This window comes from Acuticoccus mangrovi (assembly GCF_016411865.1).
Lineage (GTDB): Bacteria > Pseudomonadota > Alphaproteobacteria > Rhizobiales > Amorphaceae > Acuticoccus > Acuticoccus mangrovi.
Map to the genome: position 1 here is coordinate 73,629 of NZ_JAEKJA010000020.1, position 24,873 is coordinate 98,501.

Below are 24,873 nucleotides of genomic sequence, written 5' to 3' on the forward strand. Positions count from 1 at the left end.
CGGGACGCTATAAGCGGCCCGTAACCCTGTCAAACGCCCCGCGACTGGCCGGGCACCCAGAGAACGTCATCGGCGCCGTCGCGGTTGGCGACGCGCGCCGCCACGAAAAAGAAGTCGGAGAGGCGATTGACGTAGCGCAGCGCCGCCTCGCCCACGCTCTCGTGCTCGGCGAGCTCCACCATCAGCCGCTCGGCGCGCCGCAGGACGGTCCGCGCCAGATGAAGCTGCGCGGAGGCCGCACTCCCGCCCGGCAGCACGAACGACTTCAGCGGCTTGAGACGGCCGTTCAGATCGTCGATCTCGCGCTCGATCCGATCCACCTGGGCGGCGACGATGCGCAGCGGCTCGTAGGGGAGGTCCGCCGTCTCGGGCGTCGCGAGGTCCGCGCCGAGGTCGAAGAGATCATTCTGGATGCGGGCGAGCATCCGGTCGAGCGCCTCGTCGAGCCCGCCGGCGGCGCGGACGCAGCCGATCACCGCGTTCGCCTCGTCGACGGTGCCGTAGCTCGCGACGCGCAGATCGAACTTCTTGCGGCGCTCGCCGTTGCCGAGCGCCGTCGAGCCGTCGTCGCCCGTGCGCGTGTAGATCTTGTTCAGCGTAACCATGGTCGCCTCTGTTCACCCCGTGGTGAAATACAAGGCCGTCATTGCGACGACGATCGCAATGAACTGGAGCAGAACGCGCATGCGCATCAGCGCCTGCGACCGGCTCGGCGATCCGCCGCTCACGAGGTTCCACAGGCCGAGGAGCAGAACCACGACCACGGCCCCCACGGCGACCACGATCAGAAAATGGAAGAAAGTCGACATTGTTGTTCTTTCTCGTCTGGAGCGCGGGGGGCTAGACCGCCTCGCCTCGCATCAGCCGTGGCAACTCGCCCTCCAACCCCGCCGCCTCGCGAATGAACAGCCGCTTGAGGCTGTCGCGCCGCTCGACGAGGCCGAGGCCGACCGAGCGGATCGCCCGCGCCGCGTTGGACTTACGCGAGAACATGGCGTTCAGCCCGTCGGTGACGAGGGCCATCTGCGCCGTATCGGCCCGGCGGCGGCGGGCATAGCGCGGCAGCGCCTGGGCGACGTCCTCGCCGATGCGGGCGGCGTCGATCAGCGCTTCGGCGAGCGCGGCCACGTCGCGCAGCCCCATGTTGAGCCCTTGTCCGGCGAGCGGATGGATCACGTGGGCGGCGTCGCCGGCGAGCACCAGCCGGCCGGCGGACCATTCGCGCGTCAGCACGAGCTTCAGCGGGTGGGCGACCAGCGCGCCTTCCACCGTCAGCCGGCCGAGCGAGAGGCCGAACACCCGCTCGATCTCGAGCGCGGCGAGCAGCGGATCCATCGCCGTCAGCTCGGCGGCGAAGCCCGGCCGCTCGGTCCACACGATCGACGACCGGTTGCCGGTGAGCGGCAACATGGCGAACGGCCCGTTGGGCAGGAAATGCTGCGTCGCGACGCCGTGATGGGGCTCCTCGTGCGCCACGGTGCCGGCGATGCCCCACTGGTCGTACGCCTTCTCCACCGCCACGATGCCGGCGATGGAGCGCAGCCGCGAGGCCCGCCCGTCGGCCGCCACCAGAATGTCGGCGTCGAGCACGGAGCCGTCCGACAGCTCCACCCGGATGGCCCGCTCGTCCTCGGTGTAGAAGGTCGCCCGCGCCGCCGTTTCGGCGATGCCGAGCGCGGCGCAGCGCTTGGTGAGCGCGGCGAGCAGCGTGTCGTTGGGCACCATCTGGGCGAAGGCGTCGCCCACCTCGCCGTCGAACGACAGGAGCTCGGGGCGGATGAGATCGTCGGCGGCGCTGTCGGTGATCACCATGCGGCGGATCGGCTCGGCGTCGGCGGCGATGAGCGACCAGACGCCGACGCGCTCGAGGAAGGCGCAGGCCGCCGCCGCGATGGCGCTCGCCCGCACGTCGGGCCCCGGCGCCGGCCCCGCGATCAACCGCACGTCGAGGTGCGACTGGCTCGCAAGGGTCACCGCCAGCGTGCGACCGACGAGGCCTCCGCCTGCAATCGCGATCACCGGTCTCATCCGTTTCACTCCTCGCTCCGTTCGGCCGGCGCGGCGCAAAGGGCTCGCCCGCCGTGCCTCGGCCTGCTAGAGGCGGCGGGCGGGCCGCGCGGCCCACCCCTCGTCTGCTCCGATCCAGGTTGCTATCATAGAGCCATGCGCCCGTCCGTCGCCGAACTTCTCGCCACCCTCGACCTGGAACCCCTGGAACGCAACCTCTTCCGTGGCCGCAGCCCGCAGGTGGGATGGCAGCGCGTCTTCGGGGGCCAGGTGATCGGCCAGGCGCTGGTGGCGGCCAGCCGCACGGTGGACGAGGAGCGCCCGGCGCACTCGATGCACGGCTACTTCATGCGCCCCGGCGATCCGAACGTGCCGATCATCTACCGGGTCGACCGGGCTCGCGACGGACGCTCCTTCGCCACCCGCCGCGTCATCGGCATCCAGCACGGCGAGGAGATCTTCTCGATGATCGCCTCGCATCAGACGCGCGAGCCCGGGCTCGACTATGCCGCGCCGATGCCGCCCGACGTGCCGCGGCCCGACGAGCTCGCCGACCTCGACGAGCTGCGCCAGGTGGCGCTCAAGAACGCGCCCGACAACATTCGCCACTACTTCGAACGCGAGCGGCCGATCGAGCTGCGCCCGACGGACCTGCGCCACTATCTCACCGACGAGCCGCTGCCGCCGGTGCAGCACGTCTGGGTGCGTGCCTGCGACCGCCTGCCAGACGATCCCGGCCTCCACCGCGCCGTCCTCGGCTACCTCTCCGACATGACGCTCCTCGACACAGCCCTCTTCGTCCACGGCAAGTCCGTGTTCCGGCCGGAGATGCAGATGGCGAGCCTCGATCACGCCATGTGGTTCCACCGCCCCTTCCGGGCCGACGAGTGGCTGCTCTACGCGCAGGATTCGCCGTCGAGCCAGGGCGCGCGCGGCCTCTCCCGCGGCCTGATCTTCGACCTCGGCGGCCGCCTCGTCGCCTCCACCGCCCAGGAGGGCCTGATGCGCGTGCGCACCCGCTGACAGACGCCGCGATGGTCGCCGAACTCTGAGCCCGCGGGGCGCGTTGGACCCCCATGGACACGCTTGCGGCGGCCCTTTCCGACGAGTTCCTCCATCTGCCCGGCCCGGACGCCATCATCGTGGTGCTGCGCCTCGCCGGAGCGGCCCTCCTCTGCGCCCTGATCGGCTTCGAGCGCGAGCGGCGGCGCCACGCGGCGGGGCTGCGCACCAACATGCTCGTCGGGTTCGCCGCCGCCACCTTCGCGGTGATCTCCTCAGGCGTCATCGCCGAGGCGACGTCGGACACCATCCGCACCGACCCGCTGCGCCTCGTCGAGGCGGTCACCTCCGGCGTCGCCTTCCTCGCCGCCGGCCTCATCGTGTTCTCCCGCGGCGAGGTGCGTGGCCTCACCACCGGGGCGACGGTCTGGCTGTCGGCCGCGATCGGCCTCGCCGTGGGACTCGGCCAGTGGATCGTCGGCCTGACGGCAGCGGTCGGAGGCCTCGTCATCCTCGTCGTCCTGCGGGCGCTGGAACGGCGTTTGGGACTCGACGACCAAGCCCGCTACCATGGACCCCGCAGCGGGGAGCACGACGGATCCTGACCGCCGATGGCATCGGGTTTCCCGCTCACTATATCGGACGGGTACGGTTTCCCGTTCGCCTTCGATCCATGGCCTCAGGCCGTTCGCGACGGAGACGCCCGTGCACCCGACAGCCACCTTGCGTACCGGAGCCGCCCCTTGAGTGCCGCCGACACCGATTCCGCCGTCCTGACCGGCGGTGACGACCTCGTTCTGCCCTTCTCCGTGGAGGAGCTCGACGTGCGCGGCCGTGTCGCCCGTCTGGGCCCCGCGCTCGATTCCATCCTTCGCCGGCACGACTATCCGCCCGCCGTCTCGCGCCTGCTCGGCGAGGCGGTGATCCTCAACGTCCTCTTCGCCACCGCGCTGAAGATGGAGGGGCGGGTGATCGTACAGATCCAGTCCGACGGGCCCGTGTCGCTGCTCGTGACCGATTTCACGAGCCCCGACGGGCTGCGCGGCTACGCCCGCTTCGACGGGGACGCCGTCGCCGCCCTGCCCGAGGGGGCCGGCCTCTCCCAGCTCGTCGGCACCGGCTCGATGGCGATCACCGTCGACCCTCGCACCAACATGCGCCGCTACCAGGGCGTGGTGGAGCTCTCCGGCAACAGCCTGGAAGAGATCGCCCACACCTACTTCACCCAGTCTGAGCAGATCCCCACCACCGTGCGCCTCGCCGTGGCCGAGACGCTGGAGCGGCAGCCGGGCGAAGAGCCGCGCCGCATCTGGCGCGGCGGCGGTGTGACCGTCCAGTTCCTGCCGCAGGCGCTCGACCGCATCGTGGTGCGCGACATCGACCCCGGCGATGCGCCCGAAGGTGCCGCCCGCGACGAGCGCGACGACGACGATGCCTGGGTCGAGGCGAGCGCCCGTGCCCAGAGCGCCATGGACCACGAGCTGGTGGATCCCGCGATCAGCGCCGAGCGGCTGCTCCTGCGCCTGTTCCATCAGCGTGACGTCAGGGTTTTCGACCCATTCAGCTTGAGTGCAGACTGTCACTGCTCAACTGAGCGCATAAGGATGATGCTGAACCAGTTCGACGAGGATGACCGCGCCTCGATGGTCGAGGACGGCGTGATCAAGGTGACATGCGAGTTCTGCAACACCCACTACGCGTTCGATCCGGCGACGCTCGAGGCGGTCGACCCCACCGAGTGAGGTGTCGGTGAGGGCGGCGCTGGCGCGGCTGCCGCGCCGTCTCGCCCAGGCGGTGCTGCCGGGCGTCGTGCTCGTCGCCGCCTTCCTCCTCACCGAGCACCTGATGGAGGGCCCGGCCCGTGACGACGGGCAGCCGCCGCGCGTCGAAACGGTCTACGCCGTCACAGCGGCCGACATCGAGGTCGGCACCAACCGGGCCAAGCTGCGCGCGTTCGGCGAGGTCATCGCCGGAACCAGCGCCGAGCTGCGCGTCGCCTCGCCGGGCGAGGTGATCGCCGTCGCCGACGATCTCGCCGTGGGCCGCGTGGTGGAGAAGGGGGCGACCCTCGTCACCATCGACCCGTTCGCCTACGAAGGCGCGCTGCGCGAGGCGCGGGCCCAGCACAGCGAGGCGATCGCCGGAGAGCGCGAGGCCGCCGCCCGCATCGCGCTCGAGGAGAGCGGCGTCGAGCGGGCCGCCGAGCAGCTCGACCTCGCCCGGCGCGACCTCGAACGCGCCGTCACCCTCACCCGGTCCGGCAACATCACCGACCGCGGCGTCGACGACCGCCGCCTCCTCGTCAGCCAGCGCCGGCAGGCGCTCGACCAGCGCCGCTACACGCTCGACGTGGAGAAGGCCCGGCGCGACCAGATGCTCGCCACCATCGCGCGGCTCGACTGGGCGGTGGAGCGCGCCGAGCGGGCGCTGGAGGACACCGCCCTCGTCGCCCCCTTCACCGGCATCGTACGGGCCGAGAACGCCGCCGTCGGCCGCCTCCTCGCCGCCAACGACGTGGCCGTGGAGCTGATCCGCGCCGATGCTCTCGACGTGCGCTTCACCCTCTCCGACCAGCGCTACGGCCGCCTGATGGCCGGCAGCTCGCTCATCGGCACGCCCGTCGCCGTCACCTGGCGCATCGGCGACGTGCCGATCTCCTACGAGGCGACCATCTCGCGCGTCGCCGCGGACATCGATTCGGCGACGGGCGGCGTCGACGTGTTCGCCCGCCTCACGCTGCCGGCGAGCGGCGTCGCTCCCCGGCCCGGTGCGTTCGTGGAGGTGCGCGTGCCGGGGCTCGCCCATCCGGGCACCGCGCGCATCCCCGCCGCCGCGCTTTACGGCGATCACGTCTTCCTCATCGCCGACGACAGCCGCCTCGTCCGCCGCGACGTGAGCCCGCTCGCCCTCGACGGCGGCACCATCATCGTCAAGGGTCCGCTGACGTCCGGCGACGTGGTGGTGACCACCCGCCTCGCCGAGGCCGGTGAAGGCATCAAGGTCCGCCGCGTGGTACTCGACGCACCGGACGTCGCGGCGGCGCCGGCGGCCCCCGAGGCGCCGGCCGTCACCCCGGCGGGCGCCTCGGAGCCCGTCCGCCGCCGCCGCAAGAGCGCCGAGCGCTCGTGATGCGGGGGGAGAGCCGCGTCGGCGGCGTCATCGCCCTCTTCGCCCGCCACCCCAATGCCGCCAACCTCCTGATGGCGCTGATGCTCGCGCTCGGCGTGTTCGCGCTGATGAACCTCACCACGCGCTTCTGGCCGCCGGCCGAGCTCTCCGAGGTGGAGGTGAATATCAGCTGGCCCGGCGCCAGCGCGGAGGACGTCAGCGCCAACATCATCGCCGCCGTCGAGCCCGCCGTGCGCTTCCTGTCCGATGTCGACCGCGTGCGCTCGATCGCGCGGGAAGGCTCCGCCCACACCTCGATCCGCTTCGAGGCGGGCACCGACATGCAGCGCGCCCTCGGCGACGTGGAGCAGGCGGTCGCCGCCATCACCACGCTGCCGGAGGAGAGCGAGACGCCGGTCATCAAGACCGACAGCCTGCGCGATCCCGTCGCCAAGATCGGCGTCTCCGGCCCGTTCTCGGAAGCCGCACTCCAGGTCTTCGCCCGACGCATCCGCGACGATCTGATGAGCCGAGGCCTCGACCGCGTCTCGCTCGGTGGGGTGCGCGACCGCGAGATCCTGGTCGACGCGCGCGAGCACGATCTCCTGCGCCTCGGCCTCACCACGTCCGACATCGCCGCCGCCATCCGCGCCAACACCGTGGATCGCCCGTCGGGCGTGCTCGACGGCGCCGTCGATCGCCAGATCCGCGTGCTCGCGGCCGGCGAGACCGCCGACGCCGTCGCCGCCATCACCTTGAAGTCGCTGCCGTCCGGCGAGCCGCTGCGGGTCGGCGACGTGGCCGACGTCACCGACGGCTTCGCCCGCGGCTCGGTCTCCGGCACGCGCGGCGGCAACCACGCCATCGAGATCACCGTGGAGCGCGCCCTGCAGGCGGACGCGCTCGCCGCCGACCGCATCGTGCGCACCTATCTCGACGAGGCGCGCGCGCGGCTGCCCGAAAGCCTCGACCTCAAGCTCTACGACGTGCGCACCGACCAGCTCTGGGAGCGCATCACCATCCTCATCACCAACGGCTGGCAGGGGCTCGCGATCGTGCTCCTGGTGCTCTTCCTGTTCCTCGACGCGCGCATCGCCTTCTGGGTCGCGCTCGGCATTCCGGTGGCCTTCGCCGGCACCCTCGCCGTGATGCTCGCCTCCGGGCAGACGATCAACATGATCTCCCTCTTCGCCCTCATCATGATGCTGGGGGTGATCGTGGACGACGCCATCGTGGTGGGCGAGCACGCCGACACGCTGGCCTCCCGCGGCGTCCCGCCGGACGAGGCGGCCACCCGCGGCGCCACGGAGATGCTGGTGCCGGTGCTCGCCTCCTCGCTCACCACCATCGCCGCCTTCGCGCCGCTGTTCCTGATGCGCGACGTCATCGGCCAGATGATGGCCGCCTTGCCGCTCGTCGGCATCGCCATCATCACGGCCTCGCTGATCGAGTGCTTCCTCGTGCTGCCCGGCCACCTCGCCCATGCCGGGCGGCCGAAGGGACCGCTCGCGGTGGGCCGCTTCCTGCGCCTCACCCTCCTCGCCGGTCTCGGCGCGACCTTCGTCGGCGCCCTCCTCAAGGGTGCGGCGCATCTCGCCCGCGGCGAAATGGCGCACATCGGCGACGCCGTCCTCGCCCTGCCACCGCTGCTTCTCGCGGTGATCGCCGTGATCGTCGGCCTCGCCCTCGCCGGCGTTGTGGAGCACCACATCGCCCACCGCCGCGGCGCTCTCGCGGTCTCGCCGCTCCGCCGCTTCCGCACCGCCTTCGACCGGCGCTTCGACGCCTTCCGCGACGGCGCCTTCTCCCGCCTCGTCGCCGCCACCTACGCCTTCCGCTACACCACCCTCGCCGCCGCCGTGGGCAGCGTCATGGTGGTGGTGTGGGGGCTCTATCTCGGTGGCGGCCACCTCGCCTTCGTGTTCTTCCCCTCGCCGGAAGCCGAGTTCATCAGCGCCCGCATCGAGTTTCACCCCGGGACGCCGCGCGATCGGGCGGTGGAGGGGGTCGCGGCCATCGAGGCCGCGCTCCGCCGCACCGAGAGGGCGCTCTCTCCCGACACGCCGCTGGTCGTCGACGCCTACGCCCTCGTCGGCCGCGCCGGACGGGAGCGCGGCGACAATCTCGCCACTCTCAACGTCCAGCTCACCGCCTCCGAGTTGCGCGAGGCCCGCACCCCCGACATCGTGCGCGCCTGGCGGCGCGAGATGCCGCGCCTCGCCGGCGTCCAGCGCGTCTCGATCGCCGAGCGACGCGGTGGGCCGCCCGGCCGCGACGTCGATCTGAAGCTCACCGGCACGAGCCCCGACGCCCTCAAGCGCGCCGCCGCCGACGTCATGGGCGTGCTGGAGACCATCCCCGGCGTCTCCGCCGTCACCGACGACCTGCCCTACGGCAAACCCGAGGTCGCGATCCGCCTCACGCGGCGGGGCGAGAGCCTCGGCTTCACGCTGGAGAGCGTCGGCCGGCAGATCCGTGGCGCCTTCGAGGGCGAGATCGCGCGCCGCCTCGCGATCGCCGAGGAGGAGGTGCCGGTGCGCGTGCGCCAGCGCAACGGCGGCGAGCCGGTGCCGCTCGACGATCTCTTCCTGCGCGCCCCCGGCGGCTCCTTCGTGCCGCTCACCGAGGTGGTGGCGCTCACCGAGCGGCACACCTTCTCGATCATCATCAGCCGCAACGGCGTGACCACCGTCGCCGTCCTCGCCGACGTCGATCCCGACGTCACCACGCCGGGCGCCGTCACCGAGCGGATCGCCGCCGACGTGCTGCCTGCGGTCGAAGCCCGCTACGGCGTGCGCGGCGAGTTTGCCGGCCGCGATCGCGAGCGCCGCCGCTCGTTCGAGGATCTGCGCCAGGGCGCCTACCTCGCGGCGGTGGTGATCTACCTCACCCTCGCCTTCGTCTTCGGCTGCTACTGGCGGCCGGTGGTGATCATGCTCATCATCCCGTTCGGCGCCGTAGGGGCGATCCTCGGCCACCTCCTTCTCGGGATGAACCTCACCATCGTGAGTCTCGCAGGCCTGCTCGGTCTCGCTGGCATCCTCGTCAACGATTCCATCATCCTGGTGCGCCGCTTCGACGAGCGCCTCGCCGACGGCGAGAGCTTCGCCGCGGCCGCGGTGGGCGCCAGCGCGGACCGGCTGCGCGCCGTGCTCCTCACCTCGCTCACCACCATCGGCGGCCTCGTCCCCCTCCTCTTCGAAACGGCGACGTCGGCGCAATTCCTCCTGCCGATGGCCGTCACCATCGTGTTCGGCCTGTCGCTCGCGACGATCCTCGTCCTCGTTCTCGTCCCGACGCTCCTCGGCGTCGGCCACGACGTCGGCCGGGCGGCGGCCGGCCTCATCGGGCGACGAGCGCCACGCGGCGGCGACGCCCCGGTCGAGGGGGCATGACGATCTCCCTTGTCATTGGTCCACCGTGTTCTGGTACTGTGTCGGCTGGCCCGAAGCTGGATCGTTTACATTCAGATGTCCCGCCCCACCTACAGGACCATGCAGAAGACCACGTCAGCGGGCGGTGCGCACAACTCTTTGAGGGAAGGTTCGTCCGAGCCGCCGCGGCGGGCCGGCAAGCCCGCGTCGGCGGAGCCCAAGAGTAATCACAGTGCCGATCTCGGCATATATTCTCTGCTGAACCGTTTTCTTGGGAATAACTATCGGCTGAAGGTCCTCACCATCGCGTTCTTCGGGACGCAGATCCCGCTGGCGGTGGTGCTCGTCTACTTCGCCGTGACCGTCGCGCCGGACTGGCAGGCGCGGCTCGCGCTTCTCGGGGTGGTGCTGTTCGCGACGGTGCTCGCGACCGGGCTCACCATGTGGCTCCTCAGCGGCCTGATCCGGCCGGTCCTCAAGACCTCGGGCGCGCTGCAGGCCTACCGCTCCGCCCGTACCATCACGCCGCTCCCGGGCGGCTATCGCGACGCCGCCGGCACGCTGATGCAGGACACGCACGAAACGCTGCTCCAGCTCGAGCGCATCCGCGACCGCATCGAGACCATCGACGACACGACGGGCCTGCCCAATCGGGCCCGCATCGTCGCCACCCTCAACGAAATGATCGCCCAGGAAGAGCCGTTCCATCTCGCGGTGATCCGCCTCGCCAACGCCGGACGGATCACCGACGCCGTCGACAAGGACGCCCGCGAGCAGGCGATCCGCGCCATCGCCCGCCGCCTCGGGGCGACGTTGCCGGAGAACATCACCCTCGGGCGGATCGACGTCGACACCTTCGTCGCCGTCACCCTCGACACCGTGGTGCACAACTGCACCTCCACCATCGGCGCGGCGCTGCCCCAGTGCACCCGCACGCTGGCTGCCGGCGGCATCGCCGTGAAGCCCGCCCTCACGGTGGGCATCGCCGCCTTCCCCGACGACGGCAGCGACGCGGAGACACTGCTCGAGACCGCGACCGCCGCCGGGGCGACCAGTCTGACCACGCCCGTCGTCGCGCAGACGCCCGGTGTCCGCCGCGCCCTCCTCGACCGCCGCCGCCTCGAGGACCGGCTGCAGGACGCGCTGGAGCAGAAGGAATTCTGCCTGTTCTATCAGCCCGTCGTCGACCTCGCCGCGAACCGGATCCGCGCCGCCGAAGCCCTCCTGCGCTGGCGTACCGACGGGGGGCGCATCCACCTGCCGGAGGCCTTCATTCCAGTGGCGGAGGCGAGCGGGCTGATGGAGCCGATCGCCTGGTGGGTGCTCAACGAGGCGTGCCGCCAGATGGTGAGCTGGGCGGACGAGGGGCGGGGTCCCGAGCGCCTCGCCGTCAACCTGTCGATGGAGCAGTTCCTCGACCCCAACCTCACCAACCGCATCGTCGACACGCTGTCGGCCCACGATCTCAGCCCCGTGCAGCTCCAGGTGGAGGTGACGGAGTTCGCCGCCACCGACGATCACGAATATACGCGCAGGGTGTTCGGCCAGCTTCGGGAGGCCGGCATCGGCGTGACGCTCGACAATTTCGGCCGCGCCTTTGCCGGCATCGGCCAGCTTCACGCCCTCCCCTTCGACACGCTGAAGATCGACCGGAGCTTCATCCAGGGGGTGCATCGGCGCCCGTCGGCGCAGGCGGTCTGCGCCGCGCTGGTCTCGCTCACCGGCGGGCTGGGGCGCGATCTCGTCGCCGAGGGCGTCGAGCTGCTCGACGAGGTGCGCTATCTGGAAGGCATCGGCCTGCGCCTTTTCCAAGGCTACTATTTCGGCCGACCGGCGCCGCCGGAAGTCTACACCACGGCGATCGATGCTCAGGCGCCGCCGGCCGGGGTGATCGACCAGCACCCCTGAGCCGTCGCGGCGCCGGGTGTCGCCGGATCAGATGTCGGAGCCGCCGTTTTCCTTGGCGTACCGGTCGCGCTGCTCCTTCATCTTCTCGAGATGAGGGTGGATCTCGAGGGCGTGGTCCATCACCACCACCGCCTCGTCCTTGCGGTCGAGGGCGGCGAGGATCATCGCCATGCCGGCGAGGGCGCCCCAGTGGCGCGGTTCCCGCTTCAGCACCTGCTCGATGTCGGCCATCGACCGGCCGTAGTCGCCCACCAGGAAATAGACCGTGGCCCGTCGGTTCCAACCCTCGGCGTAGTCCGGCTGTAGCCGCACCACCCCGTCGAGAAGGTCGAGCGCCATCGGCAGGTCCTTCGCCTGCATGGCCTTCGCCGCACGGACCATCAGAAGGTCGACGGTGTCGCTGCCGGACTGCGTCATCCGCCGCATGATGTGGCGGGCGATCCTGTCGGCCCGGCGCTTGTTCGTGGCCTTGGCGAGACGCCCGAACATCAGGTCGAGCCGCGCCTTGCGCCGCTCGGCTTCGGTGCCGCTGTTGGCCCTGTCGCCCTTCTGGGCGAGCGCCGTCCCCGCCGACGGTGTCGGGATGGACACGACGTCCTCAGCGCTCGCCGGACCGGCGAGCGCCACGATCACGAAGAGAAATGCGAGGTGTTTCATGCCCCCATGATGGGGCCGCAACGCCGGGCCGTCAAAAGGTCCGGCTGTCGCAAGTGCGTGATCAGCCGCGCTTTGGCGCGCGGCCGCAAGCTCCGCTCAACCCTGACGGGCCTTGTAGCGCGGAGCCTTCTTGTTGATGATGTAAATTCGCCCGCGACGACGCACGAGCTTGTTGTTCCGATCGCGCTTCATCAGCGCCTTGAGCGAGTTCTTGATCTTCATGGGAAGCCCCGGGTCGCGCACAAACGAAAGACGGCGCGGGGACCCCGCGCCGTGACCGGCCTTACTTAGAGATTGGGCGGCTACCCTGTCAAGCGTTGGCGGCGATCTTCATCGGCTCGCCCTTCTCGTCGCGCAGCGGCAGCTCGACTTCGACCTCCAACATCGACACCTCGTTGTTGCGGTCCATCGACACGTTCACCTTGTCGCGCTCGACGGGCATGTGCTTCGCGATCACCGCCAGGATCTCCTCGCGCAGCGTCACGATCAGATCGGACGAGCCGATCTGCGCCCGCTCGTGCGCGAGGATGATCTGGAGGCGCTCGCGCGCGACGGGGGCGGTGGTCTTTTTCCGGAAGAGGTCGAATACATTCATGCTGCCTTCCTCGCGAAGATCTTGCCGAACAGACCGCGCCGGTCGGTGGGGATCTCGACCGGCAAGGCCTCGCCCATCAGGCGACGCGCGGCATCGGTGTAGGCTTTCGCGGCGATCGACGCCGGCGAGCCCAGGGTCACGGGCATGCCGAGGTTGGAGGCCTTCAGCACGTCCTGGCTCTCCGGCACCACCGCGAGCAGCGGGATGGAGAGGATTTCCAGCACGTCGTCGACCTTCAGCATCTCGCCGCGGTCGGCCCGCACCGGGTCGTAGCGGGTGAGGAGGAGGAATTTCTCCACCCGCTCGTCGTTCTCCGCCTTCATCGTCTTGGAATCGAGAAGACCGATGATGCGGTCGGAGTCGCGCACCGAGGACACTTCGGGGTTGGTCGTCACGATGGCGACGTCGGCATGGCGCATCGCCATCGTCGCGCCCCGCTCGATGCCCGCCGGGCTGTCGCACAGGATGTAGTCGAACTTCTCGCGCATCTCGGTGATGACGGTCTCGACGCCCTCTTCCGTCAGCGCGTCCTTGTCGCGCGTCTGGGAGGCCGGCAGCAGATGCAGCGTATCGACGCGCTTGTCGCGGATCAGCGCCTGGGACAGCTTGGCGTCGCCGTTGATCACATTGATCAGGTCGAACACCACGCGGCGCTCGGCGCCCATCACGAGGTCGAGGTTCCGAAGGCCCACGTCGAAGTCGACGATGGCCACGTTCTTGCCGGTCTTGGCCAGCGCAGCACCCAGGGCGGCGGTCGACGTCGTCTTGCCGACGCCCCCCTTGCCGGAGGTGACAACGAGGACTTTCGCCATCCTATTAACCCTTTCCATTCAAGGCGGCCATCTTGAGGGCGTCGCCGTCGAGCCAGGCATGGACCGCGCGGCCGATGCAGGCCCGCTCGAGGTCTTCTGCTGTCTTGTAGAGTCCGTTGATCGCGACGAGCTCGGCGTGCAGCGCCTGGGCGAAGATCCGCGCCTTGCGGTTCCCCTTCGACCCGGCGATGGCGCGGCCGCGGAGCGCGCCGTAGACGTGAATCGACCCCGCCGCGATCACCTCCGAGCCGGACGCCACCGAGCCGATCACCGTCACGTCGCCGTTGAGGTGCACGATCGACTGCCCCGAGCGCACCGGCTCGTCGATGATCAGCGTCTCGCCTTCCGGCTCGTCGATCGCCTTCTCCACCGCCGCGAGGGCGGCCTCGGTGACGGCGTCCGGGGTCGGCGCGCCGGCCGGTTCGGAGGCGGCCGCCGGGGCGGACGCCGCCTTGTCCTTCACCTTCACCTCCTCCACCGCGTCGGCGAGGTTGGCGAGGCCGGCGATCTCCTTGCCGCCCGTGAGGATCGGCGGCAAGCCGCGCGCGTCGGCGCCGAGCTCGCCCGGCGTCCGCCCGTCGAGGCCCATGATGATGATGTGTCGGCGCCGCAGCTCCGTCACCATGTGCACGAGGTCGGGTCGCGAGGCCGGCATGTGGGAGATGTCCACCACCACCGGACGGCCGGCAAAGAAGCCGGGGCTACGCTTGGCGAAGGAATCGAAGTCCTCCAACCACTCCGCGATCGGCGGCTGCGGCGACAGGACGAACGCCATGAACGAGCGGCCTGTAAACCGGATGGATCGCTGTGGTGGAGTTGTTTCTTGCACGGGGGTAAATCCGGTTCCGCGTTTCGGTCAGTGAATGCGAACGCGGTAAAGGATCGGTTAACGAGTGATTCGTTGCACCCCCTGCGGGCAGCGATCCACAGCTCTCGCGTCTAGGAAGAGGACGCGGGCCGTTCAGCGCTCCTCGTCGGTGTCCGGCTCGGCGCTGCCGTCCTCCTCCACCACCGGAATGGCGTACTGGCCGCCGAGCCAGCGGTGGAGGTCGACGTCGGCGCAGCGCTTGGAGCAGAAAGGCCGCGTCGCATGCTGGGCCGGTTTGCCGCAGATGGGACACTTGCGGCCCTTGGTGCGGACGGGCTCGGGGTGGCTCATGCGCCGAGGAGCTCCGCCTTGGCGGAGCCGTTCGCCGCGTCCGGCCGCTGATAGCCGAGGCCGGTGAGGAGCTGATGCGTCTCGTAGAGCGGCAGCCCCACCACCGCCGAGTAGGACCCCACGATCTGCGTCACGAACGCGCCGGCGCGGCCCTGGATGGCGTAGCCGCCGGCCTTGCCGTTCCACTCCGTCGACGCGAGATAGTCGCGGATCTCGTCGCCGGAGAGGCGCTTGAACTTCACCCGCGTTTCGACGAGGCGCTCGCGCGTCTTGCCGCGCGGGCCCATCACCACCACCGCCGTCGCCACGCGATGGCCGCGGCCGGAGAGGGCGCGCAGGCACGCTTCCGCCTCTTCGAAGGATTCGGCCTTGGGCAGGATCCGCCGCCCGAGCATCACCACCGTGTCGGCGGCGAGGATGAAGGTGTTCTGCTTGTCGAGCACGCCCCGCGCGCGCTCCCATGCCACCTCGGCCTTGCCGCGCGCGAGGCGCTGGGCCGTGGCGTGTGGCCGCTCCTTCTTGAGCGGCGTCTCGTCGACGTCGGACGGCGACAGATGGTCGGGCACATAGCCGATCTGCTCGAGCAGCTGCAGCCGCCGGGGGGACCCGGACGCCAGGACGAGAACCGAAGACCCGCGCGATTGCGCCATCGGCCTACTTGTAGCGGTAGGTGATGCGACCTTTGGTGAGGTCGTAGGGCGTCATCTCCACCAGCACCTTGTCGCCGGCGAGCACGCGAATGCGGTTCTTGCGCATCCGCCCCGCGGTGTGGGCGATGATCTCGTGGTCGTTCTCAAGCTTCACGCGGAACGTGGCATTGGGCAGGAGTTCCGTCACCTGCCCGGGGAATTCCAGGACTTCTTCTTTCGCCATGGGCGCCTTTTGATCTGTTGCACATCCGGCCTCGGGTTTCCCTTCCGCCATCCGTTAAAGTGGTCATGTATGGCAAACGGTTCCAGGGCCCGATTGTCAACGGGCGAACCGCTCCCGGACCTGCTTGTCGAGGGCATCGCGGCAAGCGCGGTAGCTCTCAAGAATCTGCGCTCGCGATCCGTGCGTAACCGACGGATCGAGCGTTGGCCAGTATTCCACATCGAACGACTGTGTCCGCGCAAGCTCCAAGACGTGGTGGTGTGCCTCGGGAGCCAGGGTCACGATCAGATCGAACGAGGTGTCGGCCAGCTCGTCAAGGGTTCGCGGCGTGCGGTGCGAGATGTCGATCCCGCTCTCGGCGAGCACCGCGACGGCGAAGGGATCCGGCTCGCCGTGCTCCACCCCGGCGGACCGCACGTAGACGTGAGGGGCGACGTGGCGGGCGATGGCCGCCGCCATCGGCGAGCGGATCGCGTTGTGCCGGCAGACGAAGAGAACCGACGACGGCGTCTCGATCACCCCCTCATCCCTTGAAGTGCAGGGCGCAAATCAGCGTGAACAGCCGCCGCGCGGTGTCGTGGTCGACGGCGATCTTGCCCTCGAGCCGCTCCATCAGGATCCGTGAGCCTTCATCGTGCACGCCGCGTCGGCCCATGTCGATCGCTTCGATCTGGGCCGGCGCCGCCTGACGGATCGCGGTGAAATAGCTTTCGCAGATCAGGAAGTAGTCCTTCACCACCTTGCGCAGCGGCGACAGCGACAGAATGTGCGCCACGATCCGCTCACCCGCCTCGTCGGCAACGTCGAGCACCAGGCGGTTCTCGCGGATCGACAGCATCAGCCGATAGGGCCCCTTCGGCCCGCCCACCGGCTGAAAGCGGTTCTCCTCCAAGAGGTCGTACACCGCGACCGCCCGCTCGTGCTCCACGTCGGGGTTGCCGCGCTCGATCGACGCCTCGTCGAGCGTGATCGCAATCAGCCGATCGTCGCCCGGGGTTCCCGTATCGTCCCCCATCGCCGCCTCATCGGCCGATGCGCTTGGCGATCGACAGGCGGTGCGCGTCGAGCCCTTCCGCGGCGGCGAGCGCCATGGCGGGGCCGGCGAGCGCGTCGAGGGCGCCGCGGTCGATGCCGAGCAGGGTGGTGCGCTTCATGAAGTCGAGCGTCGACAGGCCCGAGGAGAAGCGCGCCGAGCGGCTCGTCGGCAGAACGTGGTTCGGGCCGGCCACATAGTCGCCGATCGCCTCCGGCGTCATGGTGCCGAGGAAGATGGCGCCGGCGTGGGTGATCTTGCCCGCCAGCGTCTCCGGATCGGCCACCGCGAGCTCTAGATGCTCCGGCGCGATGCGATCGACGAGCGCCACCGCCTCCTGGAGGGCTCCCACCAGGATGATCGCGCCGTTGTCGCGCCAGCTCGCCGCCGCCACCTCGCGCCGCGGCAGCGTCTCGAGCTGCGCCTCGACCGCGGCGGCGACCGCATCGGCGAAGCCCGCATCGTCGGTGATGAGGACGGACTGGGCCGCCTCGTCGTGCTCGGCCTGGGCGAGCAGGTCCGCCGCCGTCACGTCGGGATCGGCGGTACGATCGGCCACCACGACCACCTCCGACGGGCCGGCGACCATGTCGATGCCGACGCTGCCGAACACCTGCCGCTTGGCCGCCGCCACGTAGGCGTTGCCGGGCCCCACGATCTTGTCGACGGGGCGGATCGTCTCCGTCCCGAAGGCGAGGGCGGCCACCGCCTGCGCCCCGCCCACGCGGTAGATCTCGTCCACCCCGGCGAGCTCGGCCGCGGCGAGCACGATCGGGGGGAGCACGCCGTCGGGCGCCGGCACCACCATCACCAGCCGCCCCACGCCGGCGACCTTAGCCGGCACGGCGTTCATCAATAGCGAGCTCGGATAGGCCGCCCGTCCACCGGGCACGTAGAGCCCCACGGAGGACAGCGGCGTCCACCGCCAGCCGAGCGTCGCCCCACTCGCGTCGGTGAAGCGCTCGTCCCGCGGCATCTGGCGCTCGTGAAAGGCGGCGATGCGGCGCGCCGCGAAGGCCAGCGCATCGAGCGCCTCGTCGCTCACCGCGCCGCGGGCGGCGGCGATCTCTTCGGCGCTCACCCGGACCGGCATCGTCGAAAGATCGAGCCGATCGAAGCGCTTGGTGTAGTCGGCGAGGGCGGCGTCGCCGGTCGCCTTCACCGCGGCGATGATCTCGGCCACGGCCGCCGTCACGTCCTCCGACAGCTCGCGCTGGATAGCGAGGAGGGCGGCGAAGTCGTCCGCGAAGGTGGCGCTGCGTGTGTCGAGGCGGCGCATCAGGCCTTCTCCCGTCCGAGCCGATGATTGGGACGCATCGAGGCGCTCCACGTCGCCCCGAGATCGGTGAGCTGGGCCTCGATGCACTCCACCTCGAGCTGCAGCACGGCATCGCCCGAGCACACGATGCTGACGACGCCCGCCGGCGTATTGGTCTCCTCGAACACCACGGCGAGCAGCGACAGCACCACGTCGCGATCCCCCTTCACGAGACCCGCCGAGCGGGCGCGGGTCACCCGGTCGAAGTGCAGCACCGAGCGGCGGCGCTGGTCGTCCTGGCGCCGGGTGCGGCGGCCGACGCTGCGCTCCCAGGCGAAGCGGTTCATCGGCATGGTGAACTGGCCGGCGCGGGGCGACCATTTGATGTCCCCGACCTTCACCACAGCGTCCTGCACGTGCGCGGAGAGGACGCCGAGGTCCTCCTCGTCGAGCGCAAAGAGCTTCAGGGGGCGAATAGTCGACATGGGCAACGGGTCCGGCGCGAGGCAATGCCCGCCCTATAGCGGGCTTCGGTCGAGACCGCGAGGGGGCAGCCGCGCTTTCGCGGATCCGCTGCTCGGGCGGTCAGGCGGAAACGCGCTCGATCTGCGCGCCGCAGCGGGACAATTTCTGCTCCAGCCGCTCGAAGCCGCGATCGAGATGATAGATGCGGCTGACCTCCGTCTCGCCCTCCGCGGCGAGGCCCGCGATCACCAGGGAGACCGATGCGCGCAGGTCCGTCGCCATCACCGGCGCGCCCTTCAGCGCCTTGACGCCCTCGATGGTGGCGGTCTGGCCGTTGAGGGAGATGTTGGCGCCGAGCCGCACCAGCTCCTGCACGTGCATGAAGCGGTTCTCGAAGATGGTCTCGGTCACGTGGCTCGTTCCCTTGCCCGCCGTCATCAGCGCCATGAACTGGGCCTGCAGGTCGGTGGGGAAGCCGGGATAGGGCGCCGTCTCGGCGTCGACGGCGTAGATGCCGTGGCCGTTGCGGCGCACGCGGATACCGCGGTTGGTCACGCTGATCTCGGCGCCGGCGTGCTGCATCAATTCCAACGGCCGCTCCAGATGGGCGGCCGACGCCCCCTCGAGCGTCACGTCCCCGCCGGCCATTGCCGCCGCGAGCGCATAGGTGCCGGTCTCGATCCGGTCGGGCAGCACCTGGTGGCGCGCACCGCGCAGCCGCGGCACACCCTCGACGAGAATGGTGGAGGTGCCGTGCCCCTCGATCTTCGCGCCCATGGCGATGAGGCATTCGGCGAGGTCGACGATCTCCGGCTCGCGGGCGGCGTTCTCGATCACCGTCTCGCCGCGGGCGAGGGTGGCGGCCATCAAGATGGTGTGCGTCGCCCCCACGGAGACGCGCGGGAAGCGGACGCGATTGCCGATCAGCCCGGCCCGCGCGTTCGCCACCACGTAGCCGCGGTCGATGTCGATCTCGGCGCCGAGCGCCTTGAGGCCGTCGATGAAGAAGTCTACGGGCCGCGTGCCGATGGCGCAGCCGCCCGGCAGTGACACCCGCGCCTCGCCCATCCGGGCGACGAGCGGGCCGATCACCCAGAAGCTCGCCCGCATGGTGGAGACGAGGTCGTAGGGGGCGGTGGTGTCGACGATGTTGTTGGCCGTCATCGCCACGGTCTGGCCGGCGAGGAGGTCCTGGCCGGAGCGCTTGCCCTGGAACGAGGTGTCGACGCCGTGGTTGGCGAGGATGTGGAAGAGCTTCTGCACATCGGCGAGGCGCGGCACGTTGTCGAGCGTCAGCGTCTCGTCCGTGAGGAGGGAGGCGATCATCAAGGGCAGCGCGGCATTCTTCGCGCCCGAGATGGGGATCGAGCCTTCGAGCGGCACACCACCGAGAATCCGGATGCGGTCCATCATGTACCCCTACACGCCACTACGCACGAAACGATACATCGCTTCGTCAACATTCCGTCGCTATCGGAGCGGCTGGTTCCTTTCAATTCGAGAGAATGGACCGCCGAGGTCGGTTCGCGCGGAACGCGTCGGGGTGCGGCATTTGCGTCACATGGCGTCGACCCGAACGCTTCCCTCGACCGGCGCAGGCCACTAGGCTCGCGGCAAGAGCCGGAATGGCCCCGCCCGAAAGGACGCTCCCCGTGAAGACGATCGCCCCCCTCGCCCTCCTCCTCGCGCTCACCGGCGCACCGGTCGCCGCGCTGGCGCAGAACGCCGCCGCCGAGCAGGTCGCCTTCCTGCCCGGGGAGACCCAGACCACCATCACCGGCGAGCTGACGGGCAAGGACACCAAGGACTACGTGTTCAAGGCCACCGCCGACCAGACGATGTCGGCCGAGCTGACCGGCCCGTCGAGCCTTTATTTCAACGTCCTGCCGCCGAGCTCGCAGACCGCGATCTTCAACGGCAGCGTAGACGGCTCCACCTTCATCGGCACGCTACCGTCCGACGGCGACTATACGATCCGCCTCTACCAGATGGGTGCGGCCGCAGAGGATGCGAACGTCGCCGACTATTCACTGACGGTGTCGATCGTGGGGGCCGGCGAGCCCGCCGCCTCGCCCAAGCCGGAATAGTCCCGGCCCGCGCCACTCGTCCCCGCCACGCCGAGGATCAGACGCGGGTGACGAAGCCGTCGATCACCCGCTTCCGCCCCGCCTTGTCAAAGTCCACGGTGAGCTTGTTGCCCTCGACCTGGGCGACGTCGCCGTTGCCGAACTTCTGGTGGAACACGCGGTCGCCCACCGCATAGGCGGAGGGCTTCTCGGTCACTGTCTTCGCGACCAGCTCGCCGTCGATGGTGGTCGGCACATGGCGGCGATGGCGCGGCACGTCCTCCCGCCGCCGCTGCGCCCGCGCCCAGCCGGGGGTGTGGTAGGACGAGGAGAAGGTCTCCACCTCGTCGAAGCGGCTTCGGCCGTAGCTGCCGATGCCGCCATAGCCGGCCTCCTCGCGCACCATCACGTGCCCCTCGGGCAGCTCGTCGACGAAGCGCGACGGCGCCGAGCTCTGCCACATGCCGTGGATGCGCCGATTGAGGGCGAACCACACGAAGGCGAGCTTGCGCGCCCGCGTCAGCCCGACATAGGCGAGCCGCCGCTCCTCCTCGAGCCCGGCCTGGCCGTTCTCGTCGAGCGCCCGCACGGAAGGGAACAGCCCCTCTTCCCACCCGGGCAGGAACACCACGTCGAACTCGAGCCCCTTCGCGGCGTGCAGCGTCATCAACGTCACCGCCTCGCCGCCGGCTTCGCCCTGCGCATCGGTGACGAGCGACACGTGCTCCAGGAAAGCCGGCAGGGAATCGAACTCCTCCATGGAGCGGATGAGCTCCTTGAGGTTCTCGAGCCGCCCCGGCGCGTCGGCCGAGCGGTCGGCCTTCAGCATGTCGGTGTAGCCCGACTCCTCCAGCACGATCTCGGCGAGCTCGGTGTGGCTCATCGTGTCGAGCTGGGAGCGCCACCGCTCCAGGCTCGCGACGAGGCCGGCGAGCCCGGTGCGCGCCTTGCCCTTCACCTCGTCCGTCGACAGGAGGTCGGTGGCGGCGGCGATCATCGGGATGCCCTCCGCCCGCGCCGCCTCGCTGACCAGCCGCACCGACACCTGACCGATGCCCCGCGCCGGCACGTTGATGATGCGCTCGAAGGCGAGGTCGTAGGCCGGCTGCGTCACGCAGCGGAAATAGGCGAGGGCGTCGCGGATCTCCTTGCGTTCGTAGAAGCGCGGGCCGCCGATCACGCGATAGGGCGTGCCGGTCGTCACGAAGCGGTCCTCGAAGGCGCGCATCTGGGCGGTGGTCCGCACCAGGATCGCCATCTCGTCGAGGCTCGCCCCCTTCTTCTGGAGGCTCTCCACCTCCTCGTTGATCGCGCGCGCCTCCTCCTCCGAGTCCCACGAGGAGGCGACCGTCACCGGCACCTCGTCCGGATCGGTGAAGTCGGTGAAGAGCTCCTTGCCGAGCCGACCCTCGTTGTGGGCAATGAGATGGGAGGCCGCCGCCAGAATGTGGCTGGTGGAGCGGTAGTTGCGCTCCAGCCGCACGACGGTGGCGCCCGGAAAGTCGGTCTCGAAGCGCAGGATGTTGTCGACCTCCGCCCCGCGCCAGCCGTAGATCGACTGATCGTCGTCGCCCACCACGCAGAGATTGCGGTTGCCCTGCGCGAGAAGGCGCAGCCACAGATATTGGGCGACGTTGGTGTCCTGATACTCGTCGACCAGCATGTAGCGGAAGCGGCTCTGATAGTCGGCGAGAATGTCCGGATTGGCGCGGAACAGGCGGATGGGCTCCAACAGGAGATCGCCGAAATCCGCCGCGTTCAGCGCCTTCAGCCGGTCGCGATAGAGCTTGTAGAGGCCGACGCCCTTGCCGTTGGCGAAATAGTCGCCCTCCGACTTCGGCACCTCCTCCGGGGTGAGGCCGCGATTCTTCCAGGCGTCGATCATCCCGAGCATCTGGCGAGCCGGCCAGCGCTTCTCGTCGATATTCTCGGCCTGCAGGACCTGCTTGGCGAGACGGATCTGGTCGTCGGTGTCGAGGATGGTGAAGTCGGGCGAGAGGTTCACCATCTCGGCGTGGCGGCGCAGGATGCGGGTGCCGATGGCGTGGAAGGTGCCGAGCCAGGGCATGCCCTCCGACTGCCCGCCGATCACCGCGGCGACGCGCTCCTTCATCTCCCGGGCGGCCTTGTTGGTGAAGGTCACCGCCAGGATCTGCGACGGCCGCGCCTTGCCGAGGGACAGGATGTGGGCGATGCGCGTCGTCAGCACCCGCGTCTTGCCGGTGCCGGCGCCGGCGAGCACCAGCACGGGCCCGTCGATCGCCTCCACGGCGCGCCGCTGCTCCGGGTTGAGGCTCTCCAGATAGGACGGCGTCGGCCGGGAGACGCGCGCCGCACGCTCCGAGATCGACATCGCCCTGGAGCCTTGCTCCTGTGCGCTCAGCCGCGCCACCTCACTCATGATACCTCGCCGATTCGGCCCGTTAGCAGATTAGAACAGAAGTGCAACCGATGCGAGGCGAAGTCCAGAGGTGTGGACAAGTGCCGCGCGATCGCCGGCGCGCGCGGCGACCCTCAGCGCTCGCCGTCCCGCCGCCGGAGCCGCGGCAGGTGGAGCTGCAGCACGTAGATCAGCAGCGCCGTCGACCAGCCGAACATCATGATGCCGCTGCCCGCCGTCATCGGGCTCATGAGGCGGGCCGGCGTCGTGTGCACCACGTCGCCGTAGCCGAGCGTCGTGTAGTTGACGAAGGCGGAGTAGAACGCGTCCTCCGCCTGCTCGACGAGCCCCAGATGCAGATAGACGGCGGCCCAGATCCCCACCTCGACGACGTGCGCGTTCAACAGGATGAAGTTGACCACCACCAGGCTGATCACGAGGTGGGCGGTGTGGTTGTTCCGGATCACCCGCTCGAAATAGGGAAAGAGCACGATCAGAAGGAGGGTCGCCGCGAGGTGGATGAGGGTGACGGCGACGTTCACCGTCACCCCGGTCAGGATTTCTTTGAGCACTGGACGATCCGACGGCACGACTTCGGCGCCCGCGTCCCCCGCAGGCGCTCCGAGCGCCGCTTGTAGCCCGGCGGGGCGGCGCTGTCCCTCCCGTCCCGACGGCCGCGGGTCTTTGCCTCACGGGCGCGGTTGGGGCACCCTCGGCCCGACGCTCACGGGAGCATACCGATGAACGATGGCCGCGCGGCGCTCTTGCTGCTGCCGCTTCTCGCGACGCCCGTCGCCGCCCAAGAGGTGGGCGTGGGCGACTATGCCTGCGAGGCCGACCGCGCCGTCGCCATCCGGCACGAGGCCGACGGCACGCCCGTCACCGGTGCGATCGCCCCGGTCGCGCCCCGCTTCACCCTCGTCGTCGCGCCGACCGACGAGACCGACGACCCGATGATGTCGTGCATGGCGATCGCCGGCTTCGACAGCGACGCCGTGCAGGACTTCTGCCGGGAGACCGACGCCACGATCTATCGGGCGGTGCTGAAGGGTCGCGACGAGCCCTCCTTCAACGAGCTGTTCGCCTGGGACCGGCGCATCGCGACGGGGGCGCCCGTCTATTTTCAGAACGGGCCCGCCTCCTTCCTGCACCTCTTCGCGGGGCGGGGCTTCTTCAAATACACCCTGTCCTACGGCGAGCCGAAGATCCTGACCGACGGCTTCACGTTCGACTATGTCACCGAGCAGGGCCGCTGCCGGCGGGCGGACTGAGCCCCTCAGCCCAGCGCCTGGCGCGCCGAGACGTGGAGCAGGGCGTGCCGGCGCGCCAAGGCCTCCACGTCGCTCATGTAGCCGCCGCCGAGCACGCCGGCGATCGGCAGCCCGCGCCGCCGCATCGCGGCCAGCACCCGCCGGTCGCGCTCGGCGATACCCCAGTCGGACAGCGACAGACGACCCAGCCGATCGTCGCGGTGGGGGTCCACCCCGGCGTTGTAGAAGACGATGTCGGCGGCGAACTCCTCCGCCCGCTCCAACGCCTCGTCGAGCACGGCGAGGTAGTCGTCGTCCTCCATCCCGTCGGCGAGGGCGAGGTCGAGCGTCGACGTCGCCTTGCGTACCGGATAGTTGGCCGCCGCATGGAGCGATATGGTGGCGACGGAGGGGTCGTCCGCGAAGATGCGCGCGGTGCCGTCGCCCTGATGGACGTCGCAGTCGAACACCAAGGCGCGGTGGATCAGCCCGTCGGCCTGCAGCACGCGGATCGCCACCGCGACGTCGTTGAACACGCAGAAGCCCGCGCCGTGCTCGGCCCGCGCGTGATGGCTGCCGCCGGCCGTGTTGCAGGCGATGCCGTGCTCCATCGCAAGGCGGGCCGTCAGCGTGGTGCCGGCGCAGGCGGTGCGCGAGCGCAACCCCACCCGCTCGTTCATGGGCAAGCCGATCTCGCGCTCGATCGGTCGCGGCACGCTACCGGCGAGGACCTGATCGACATAGGCGCGGTCGTGCGCGAGGGCGATCCACTCCGCCGGCGCCGGAGCGGGGGTGTGGAAGGGCGCGAAGCCGAGATCGGACAGGACCGCGGCGATGGCGGCGAACTTGCCCATGGGAAAGCGGTGCCCGTCGGGCAGCGGCGCGTGATAGTAGGGATTGTGAACGACCGGGAGCACCGTCCCTCC

Annotated in this window: 27 protein-coding genes; 8 read left to right on the forward strand and 19 right to left on the reverse strand. The window is 70.0% G+C overall.

Going from position 1 to position 24,873, the window contains the following annotated elements; all coding sequences use genetic code 11:
• Positions 1-29: 29 nt before the first annotated feature.
• The 3 genes from JCR33_RS18755 to JCR33_RS18765 are packed head-to-tail and all read right to left on the reverse strand — an operon-like array spanning position 30 to position 2,028.
• Positions 30-605 (reverse strand): cob(I)yrinic acid a,c-diamide adenosyltransferase, encoded by a 576-nt coding sequence (locus JCR33_RS18755; protein ID WP_198883657.1) that lies wholly within the window; start codon positions 603-605, stop codon positions 30-32.
• A 12-nt stretch (positions 606-617) separates the two neighbouring features.
• Positions 618-809 carry a twin transmembrane helix small protein gene (locus JCR33_RS18760; protein ID WP_198883658.1) on the reverse strand — a complete coding sequence of 64 codons (192 nt, stop codon included), beginning with the start codon at positions 807-809 and terminating at the stop codon, positions 618-620.
• Positions 810-840: 31 nt separating this feature from the next.
• Positions 841-2,028, reverse strand: a complete 1,188-nt coding sequence (locus JCR33_RS18765; RefSeq protein WP_198883659.1) for an FAD-dependent monooxygenase — start codon at positions 2,026-2,028, stop codon at positions 841-843.
• Between the two features lie 135 nt (positions 2,029-2,163).
• Between JCR33_RS18765 and JCR33_RS18770 the strand changes: the two genes are divergently transcribed.
• From JCR33_RS18770 to JCR33_RS18795, 6 genes are all read left to right on the forward strand, one after another.
• Positions 2,164-3,030 (forward strand): acyl-CoA thioesterase, encoded by an 867-nt coding sequence (locus JCR33_RS18770; RefSeq protein ID WP_198883660.1) that lies wholly within the window; start codon positions 2,164-2,166, stop codon positions 3,028-3,030.
• A 53-nt stretch (positions 3,031-3,083) separates the two neighbouring features.
• Positions 3,084-3,614: an MgtC/SapB family protein gene (locus JCR33_RS18775; RefSeq protein ID WP_198883661.1), complete on the forward strand. Its 531-nt coding sequence runs from the start codon at positions 3,084-3,086 to the stop codon at positions 3,612-3,614.
• A gap of 138 nt (positions 3,615-3,752) precedes the next feature.
• A complete protein-coding gene (locus JCR33_RS18780; RefSeq protein ID WP_232372681.1) occupies positions 3,753-4,751 on the forward strand; it encodes an Hsp33 family molecular chaperone in 999 nt (332 codons plus the stop codon).
• A gap of 7 nt (positions 4,752-4,758) precedes the next feature.
• Positions 4,759-6,138 carry an efflux RND transporter periplasmic adaptor subunit gene (locus tag JCR33_RS25355; RefSeq protein WP_198883663.1) on the forward strand — a complete coding sequence of 460 codons (1,380 nt, stop codon included), beginning with the start codon at positions 4,759-4,761 and terminating at the stop codon, positions 6,136-6,138.
• The gene (locus JCR33_RS18790) at positions 6,138-9,512 is read left to right on the forward strand and encodes an efflux RND transporter permease subunit (RefSeq protein WP_198883664.1); all 3,375 of its coding nucleotides are present in this window, start codon (positions 6,138-6,140) and stop codon (positions 9,510-9,512) included. The genes JCR33_RS25355 and JCR33_RS18790 overlap by 1 nt, the downstream gene beginning before the upstream one ends.
• A 75-nt stretch (positions 9,513-9,587) precedes the next feature.
• Entirely contained in the window at positions 9,588-11,399 is a 1,812-nt protein-coding gene (locus tag JCR33_RS18795; RefSeq protein ID WP_211110412.1) for a putative bifunctional diguanylate cyclase/phosphodiesterase, read from the forward strand.
• Between the two features lie 27 nt (positions 11,400-11,426).
• Here the strand turns inward: JCR33_RS18795 and JCR33_RS18800 are convergent, their stop codons facing one another.
• The 13 genes from JCR33_RS18800 to murA form a co-directional block, all read right to left on the reverse strand.
• The gene (locus tag JCR33_RS18800; protein WP_198883666.1) at positions 11,427-12,056 is read right to left on the reverse strand and encodes a tetratricopeptide repeat protein; all 630 of its coding nucleotides are present in this window, start codon (positions 12,054-12,056) and stop codon (positions 11,427-11,429) included.
• Between the two features lie 96 nt (positions 12,057-12,152).
• Entirely contained in the window at positions 12,153-12,278 is a 126-nt protein-coding gene (gene ykgO / locus JCR33_RS18805) for a type B 50S ribosomal protein L36 (RefSeq protein ID WP_198883667.1), read from the reverse strand.
• Between the two features lie 88 nt (positions 12,279-12,366).
• The gene (gene minE / locus JCR33_RS18810; protein WP_198883668.1) at positions 12,367-12,651 is read right to left on the reverse strand and encodes a cell division topological specificity factor MinE; all 285 of its coding nucleotides are present in this window, start codon (positions 12,649-12,651) and stop codon (positions 12,367-12,369) included.
• Complete coding sequence (minD, locus tag JCR33_RS18815; RefSeq protein ID WP_198883669.1) at positions 12,648-13,463, reverse strand: septum site-determining protein MinD; 816 nt, start codon at positions 13,461-13,463, stop codon at positions 12,648-12,650. The genes minE and minD overlap by 4 nt, the downstream gene beginning before the upstream one ends.
• Positions 13,464-13,467: 4 nt before the next feature.
• Entirely contained in the window at positions 13,468-14,238 is a 771-nt protein-coding gene (gene minC, locus JCR33_RS18820; RefSeq protein WP_232372682.1) for a septum site-determining protein MinC, read from the reverse strand.
• 186 nt (positions 14,239-14,424) lie between these two features.
• Positions 14,425-14,622, reverse strand: coding sequence for a DNA gyrase inhibitor YacG (gene yacG / locus JCR33_RS18825; RefSeq protein ID WP_198883671.1), 198 nt, complete (start codon positions 14,620-14,622; stop codon positions 14,425-14,427).
• A complete protein-coding gene (locus JCR33_RS18830; RefSeq protein WP_198883672.1) occupies positions 14,619-15,272 on the reverse strand; it encodes a Maf family nucleotide pyrophosphatase in 654 nt (217 codons plus the stop codon). Before JCR33_RS18830 ends, yacG begins: the two co-directional genes overlap by 4 nt.
• Positions 15,273-15,276: 4 nt before the next feature.
• The gene (infA, locus tag JCR33_RS18835; protein WP_108662039.1) at positions 15,277-15,495 is read right to left on the reverse strand and encodes a translation initiation factor IF-1; all 219 of its coding nucleotides are present in this window, start codon (positions 15,493-15,495) and stop codon (positions 15,277-15,279) included.
• A gap of 96 nt (positions 15,496-15,591) precedes the next feature.
• Positions 15,592-16,014, reverse strand: coding sequence for an arsenate-mycothiol transferase ArsC (locus JCR33_RS18840; RefSeq protein WP_332461224.1), 423 nt, complete (start codon positions 16,012-16,014; stop codon positions 15,592-15,594).
• 4 nt (positions 16,015-16,018) lie between these two features.
• Complete coding sequence (locus JCR33_RS18845; RefSeq protein ID WP_198883673.1) at positions 16,019-16,510, reverse strand: UPF0262 family protein; 492 nt, start codon at positions 16,508-16,510, stop codon at positions 16,019-16,021.
• 7 nt (positions 16,511-16,517) lie between these two features.
• Complete coding sequence (hisD, locus tag JCR33_RS18850) at positions 16,518-17,807, reverse strand: histidinol dehydrogenase (protein WP_211110413.1); 1,290 nt, start codon at positions 17,805-17,807, stop codon at positions 16,518-16,520.
• On the reverse strand, positions 17,807-18,271 hold the full coding sequence (locus tag JCR33_RS18855) for a DUF2948 family protein (RefSeq protein WP_211110414.1): 465 nt from the start codon (positions 18,269-18,271) through the stop codon (positions 17,807-17,809). Before JCR33_RS18855 ends, hisD begins: the two co-directional genes overlap by 1 nt.
• Positions 18,272-18,371: 100 nt before the next feature.
• On the reverse strand, positions 18,372-19,661 hold the full coding sequence (murA, locus tag JCR33_RS18860; protein ID WP_198883674.1) for a UDP-N-acetylglucosamine 1-carboxyvinyltransferase: 1,290 nt from the start codon (positions 19,659-19,661) through the stop codon (positions 18,372-18,374).
• A gap of 242 nt (positions 19,662-19,903) precedes the next feature.
• Between murA and JCR33_RS18865 the strand changes: the two genes are divergently transcribed.
• Positions 19,904-20,338: a hypothetical protein gene (locus JCR33_RS18865; protein WP_198883675.1), complete on the forward strand. Its 435-nt coding sequence runs from the start codon at positions 19,904-19,906 to the stop codon at positions 20,336-20,338.
• A 37-nt stretch (positions 20,339-20,375) separates the two neighbouring features.
• Here the strand turns inward: JCR33_RS18865 and JCR33_RS18870 are convergent, their stop codons facing one another.
• Both JCR33_RS18870 and JCR33_RS18875 read right to left on the reverse strand, forming a co-directional pair.
• On the reverse strand, positions 20,376-22,718 hold the full coding sequence (locus tag JCR33_RS18870) for an ATP-dependent helicase (RefSeq protein WP_198883676.1): 2,343 nt from the start codon (positions 22,716-22,718) through the stop codon (positions 20,376-20,378).
• Between the two features lie 113 nt (positions 22,719-22,831).
• On the reverse strand, positions 22,832-23,269 hold the full coding sequence (locus tag JCR33_RS18875; protein ID WP_198883677.1) for an ion channel: 438 nt from the start codon (positions 23,267-23,269) through the stop codon (positions 22,832-22,834).
• Positions 23,270-23,437: 168 nt separating this feature from the next.
• Here JCR33_RS18875 and JCR33_RS18880 point away from each other — a divergent pair, with 168 nt between their 5' ends.
• Positions 23,438-23,968: a hypothetical protein gene (locus JCR33_RS18880; protein WP_198883678.1), complete on the forward strand. Its 531-nt coding sequence runs from the start codon at positions 23,438-23,440 to the stop codon at positions 23,966-23,968.
• 5 nt (positions 23,969-23,973) lie between these two features.
• Here JCR33_RS18880 and JCR33_RS18885 read toward each other — a convergent pair whose 3' ends face one another.
• The gene (locus JCR33_RS18885; protein ID WP_332461225.1) at positions 23,974-24,864 is read right to left on the reverse strand and encodes a histone deacetylase family protein; all 891 of its coding nucleotides are present in this window, start codon (positions 24,862-24,864) and stop codon (positions 23,974-23,976) included.
• Between the last annotated feature and the right edge of the window lie 9 nt (positions 24,865-24,873).

What these genes read in the sequence shown, in the direction of transcription:
- minD (WP_198883669.1), bottom strand. Translation starts at nt 13,463, where the DNA reads ATGGCGAAAGTCCTCGTTGTCACCTCCGGCAAGGGGGGCGTCGGCAAG.
- yacG (WP_198883671.1), bottom strand. Translation starts at nt 14,622, where the DNA reads ATGAGCCACCCCGAGCCCGTCCGCACCAAGGGCCGCAAGTGTCCCATC.
- JCR33_RS18880 (WP_198883678.1), top strand. Translation starts at nt 23,438, where the DNA reads ATGAACGATGGCCGCGCGGCGCTCTTGCTGCTGCCGCTTCTCGCGACG.
- JCR33_RS18800 (WP_198883666.1), bottom strand. Translation starts at nt 12,056, where the DNA reads ATGAAACACCTCGCATTTCTCTTCGTGATCGTGGCGCTCGCCGGTCCG.
- JCR33_RS18760 (WP_198883658.1), bottom strand. Translation starts at nt 809, where the DNA reads ATGTCGACTTTCTTCCATTTTCTGATCGTGGTCGCCGTGGGGGCCGTG.
- minE (WP_198883668.1), bottom strand. Translation starts at nt 12,651, where the DNA reads ATGAATGTATTCGACCTCTTCCGGAAAAAGACCACCGCCCCCGTCGCG.
- murA (WP_198883674.1), bottom strand. Translation starts at nt 19,661, where the DNA reads ATGGACCGCATCCGGATTCTCGGTGGTGTGCCGCTCGAAGGCTCGATC.
- minC (WP_232372682.1), bottom strand. Translation starts at nt 14,238, where the DNA reads ATGGCGTTCGTCCTGTCGCCGCAGCCGCCGATCGCGGAGTGGTTGGAG.
- JCR33_RS18770 (WP_198883660.1), top strand. Translation starts at nt 2,164, where the DNA reads ATGCGCCCGTCCGTCGCCGAACTTCTCGCCACCCTCGACCTGGAACCC.
- JCR33_RS18830 (WP_198883672.1), bottom strand. Translation starts at nt 15,272, where the DNA reads ATGGCGCAATCGCGCGGGTCTTCGGTTCTCGTCCTGGCGTCCGGGTCC.
- JCR33_RS18790 (WP_198883664.1), top strand. Translation starts at nt 6,138, where the DNA reads ATGCGGGGGGAGAGCCGCGTCGGCGGCGTCATCGCCCTCTTCGCCCGC.
- hisD (WP_211110413.1), bottom strand. Translation starts at nt 17,807, where the DNA reads ATGCGCCGCCTCGACACACGCAGCGCCACCTTCGCGGACGACTTCGCC.
- JCR33_RS18870 (WP_198883676.1), bottom strand. Translation starts at nt 22,718, where the DNA reads ATGAGTGAGGTGGCGCGGCTGAGCGCACAGGAGCAAGGCTCCAGGGCG.
- ykgO (WP_198883667.1), bottom strand. Translation starts at nt 12,278, where the DNA reads ATGAAGATCAAGAACTCGCTCAAGGCGCTGATGAAGCGCGATCGGAAC.
- JCR33_RS18855 (WP_211110414.1), bottom strand. Translation starts at nt 18,271, where the DNA reads ATGTCGACTATTCGCCCCCTGAAGCTCTTTGCGCTCGACGAGGAGGAC.
- infA (WP_108662039.1), bottom strand. Translation starts at nt 15,495, where the DNA reads ATGGCGAAAGAAGAAGTCCTGGAATTCCCCGGGCAGGTGACGGAACTC.
- JCR33_RS18755 (WP_198883657.1), bottom strand. Translation starts at nt 605, where the DNA reads ATGGTTACGCTGAACAAGATCTACACGCGCACGGGCGACGACGGCTCG.
- JCR33_RS18845 (WP_198883673.1), bottom strand. Translation starts at nt 16,510, where the DNA reads ATGGGGGACGATACGGGAACCCCGGGCGACGATCGGCTGATTGCGATC.
- JCR33_RS18795 (WP_211110412.1), top strand. Translation starts at nt 9,588, where the DNA reads ATGTCCCGCCCCACCTACAGGACCATGCAGAAGACCACGTCAGCGGGC.
- JCR33_RS18765 (WP_198883659.1), bottom strand. Translation starts at nt 2,028, where the DNA reads ATGAGACCGGTGATCGCGATTGCAGGCGGAGGCCTCGTCGGTCGCACG.
- JCR33_RS18775 (WP_198883661.1), top strand. Translation starts at nt 3,084, where the DNA reads ATGGACACGCTTGCGGCGGCCCTTTCCGACGAGTTCCTCCATCTGCCC.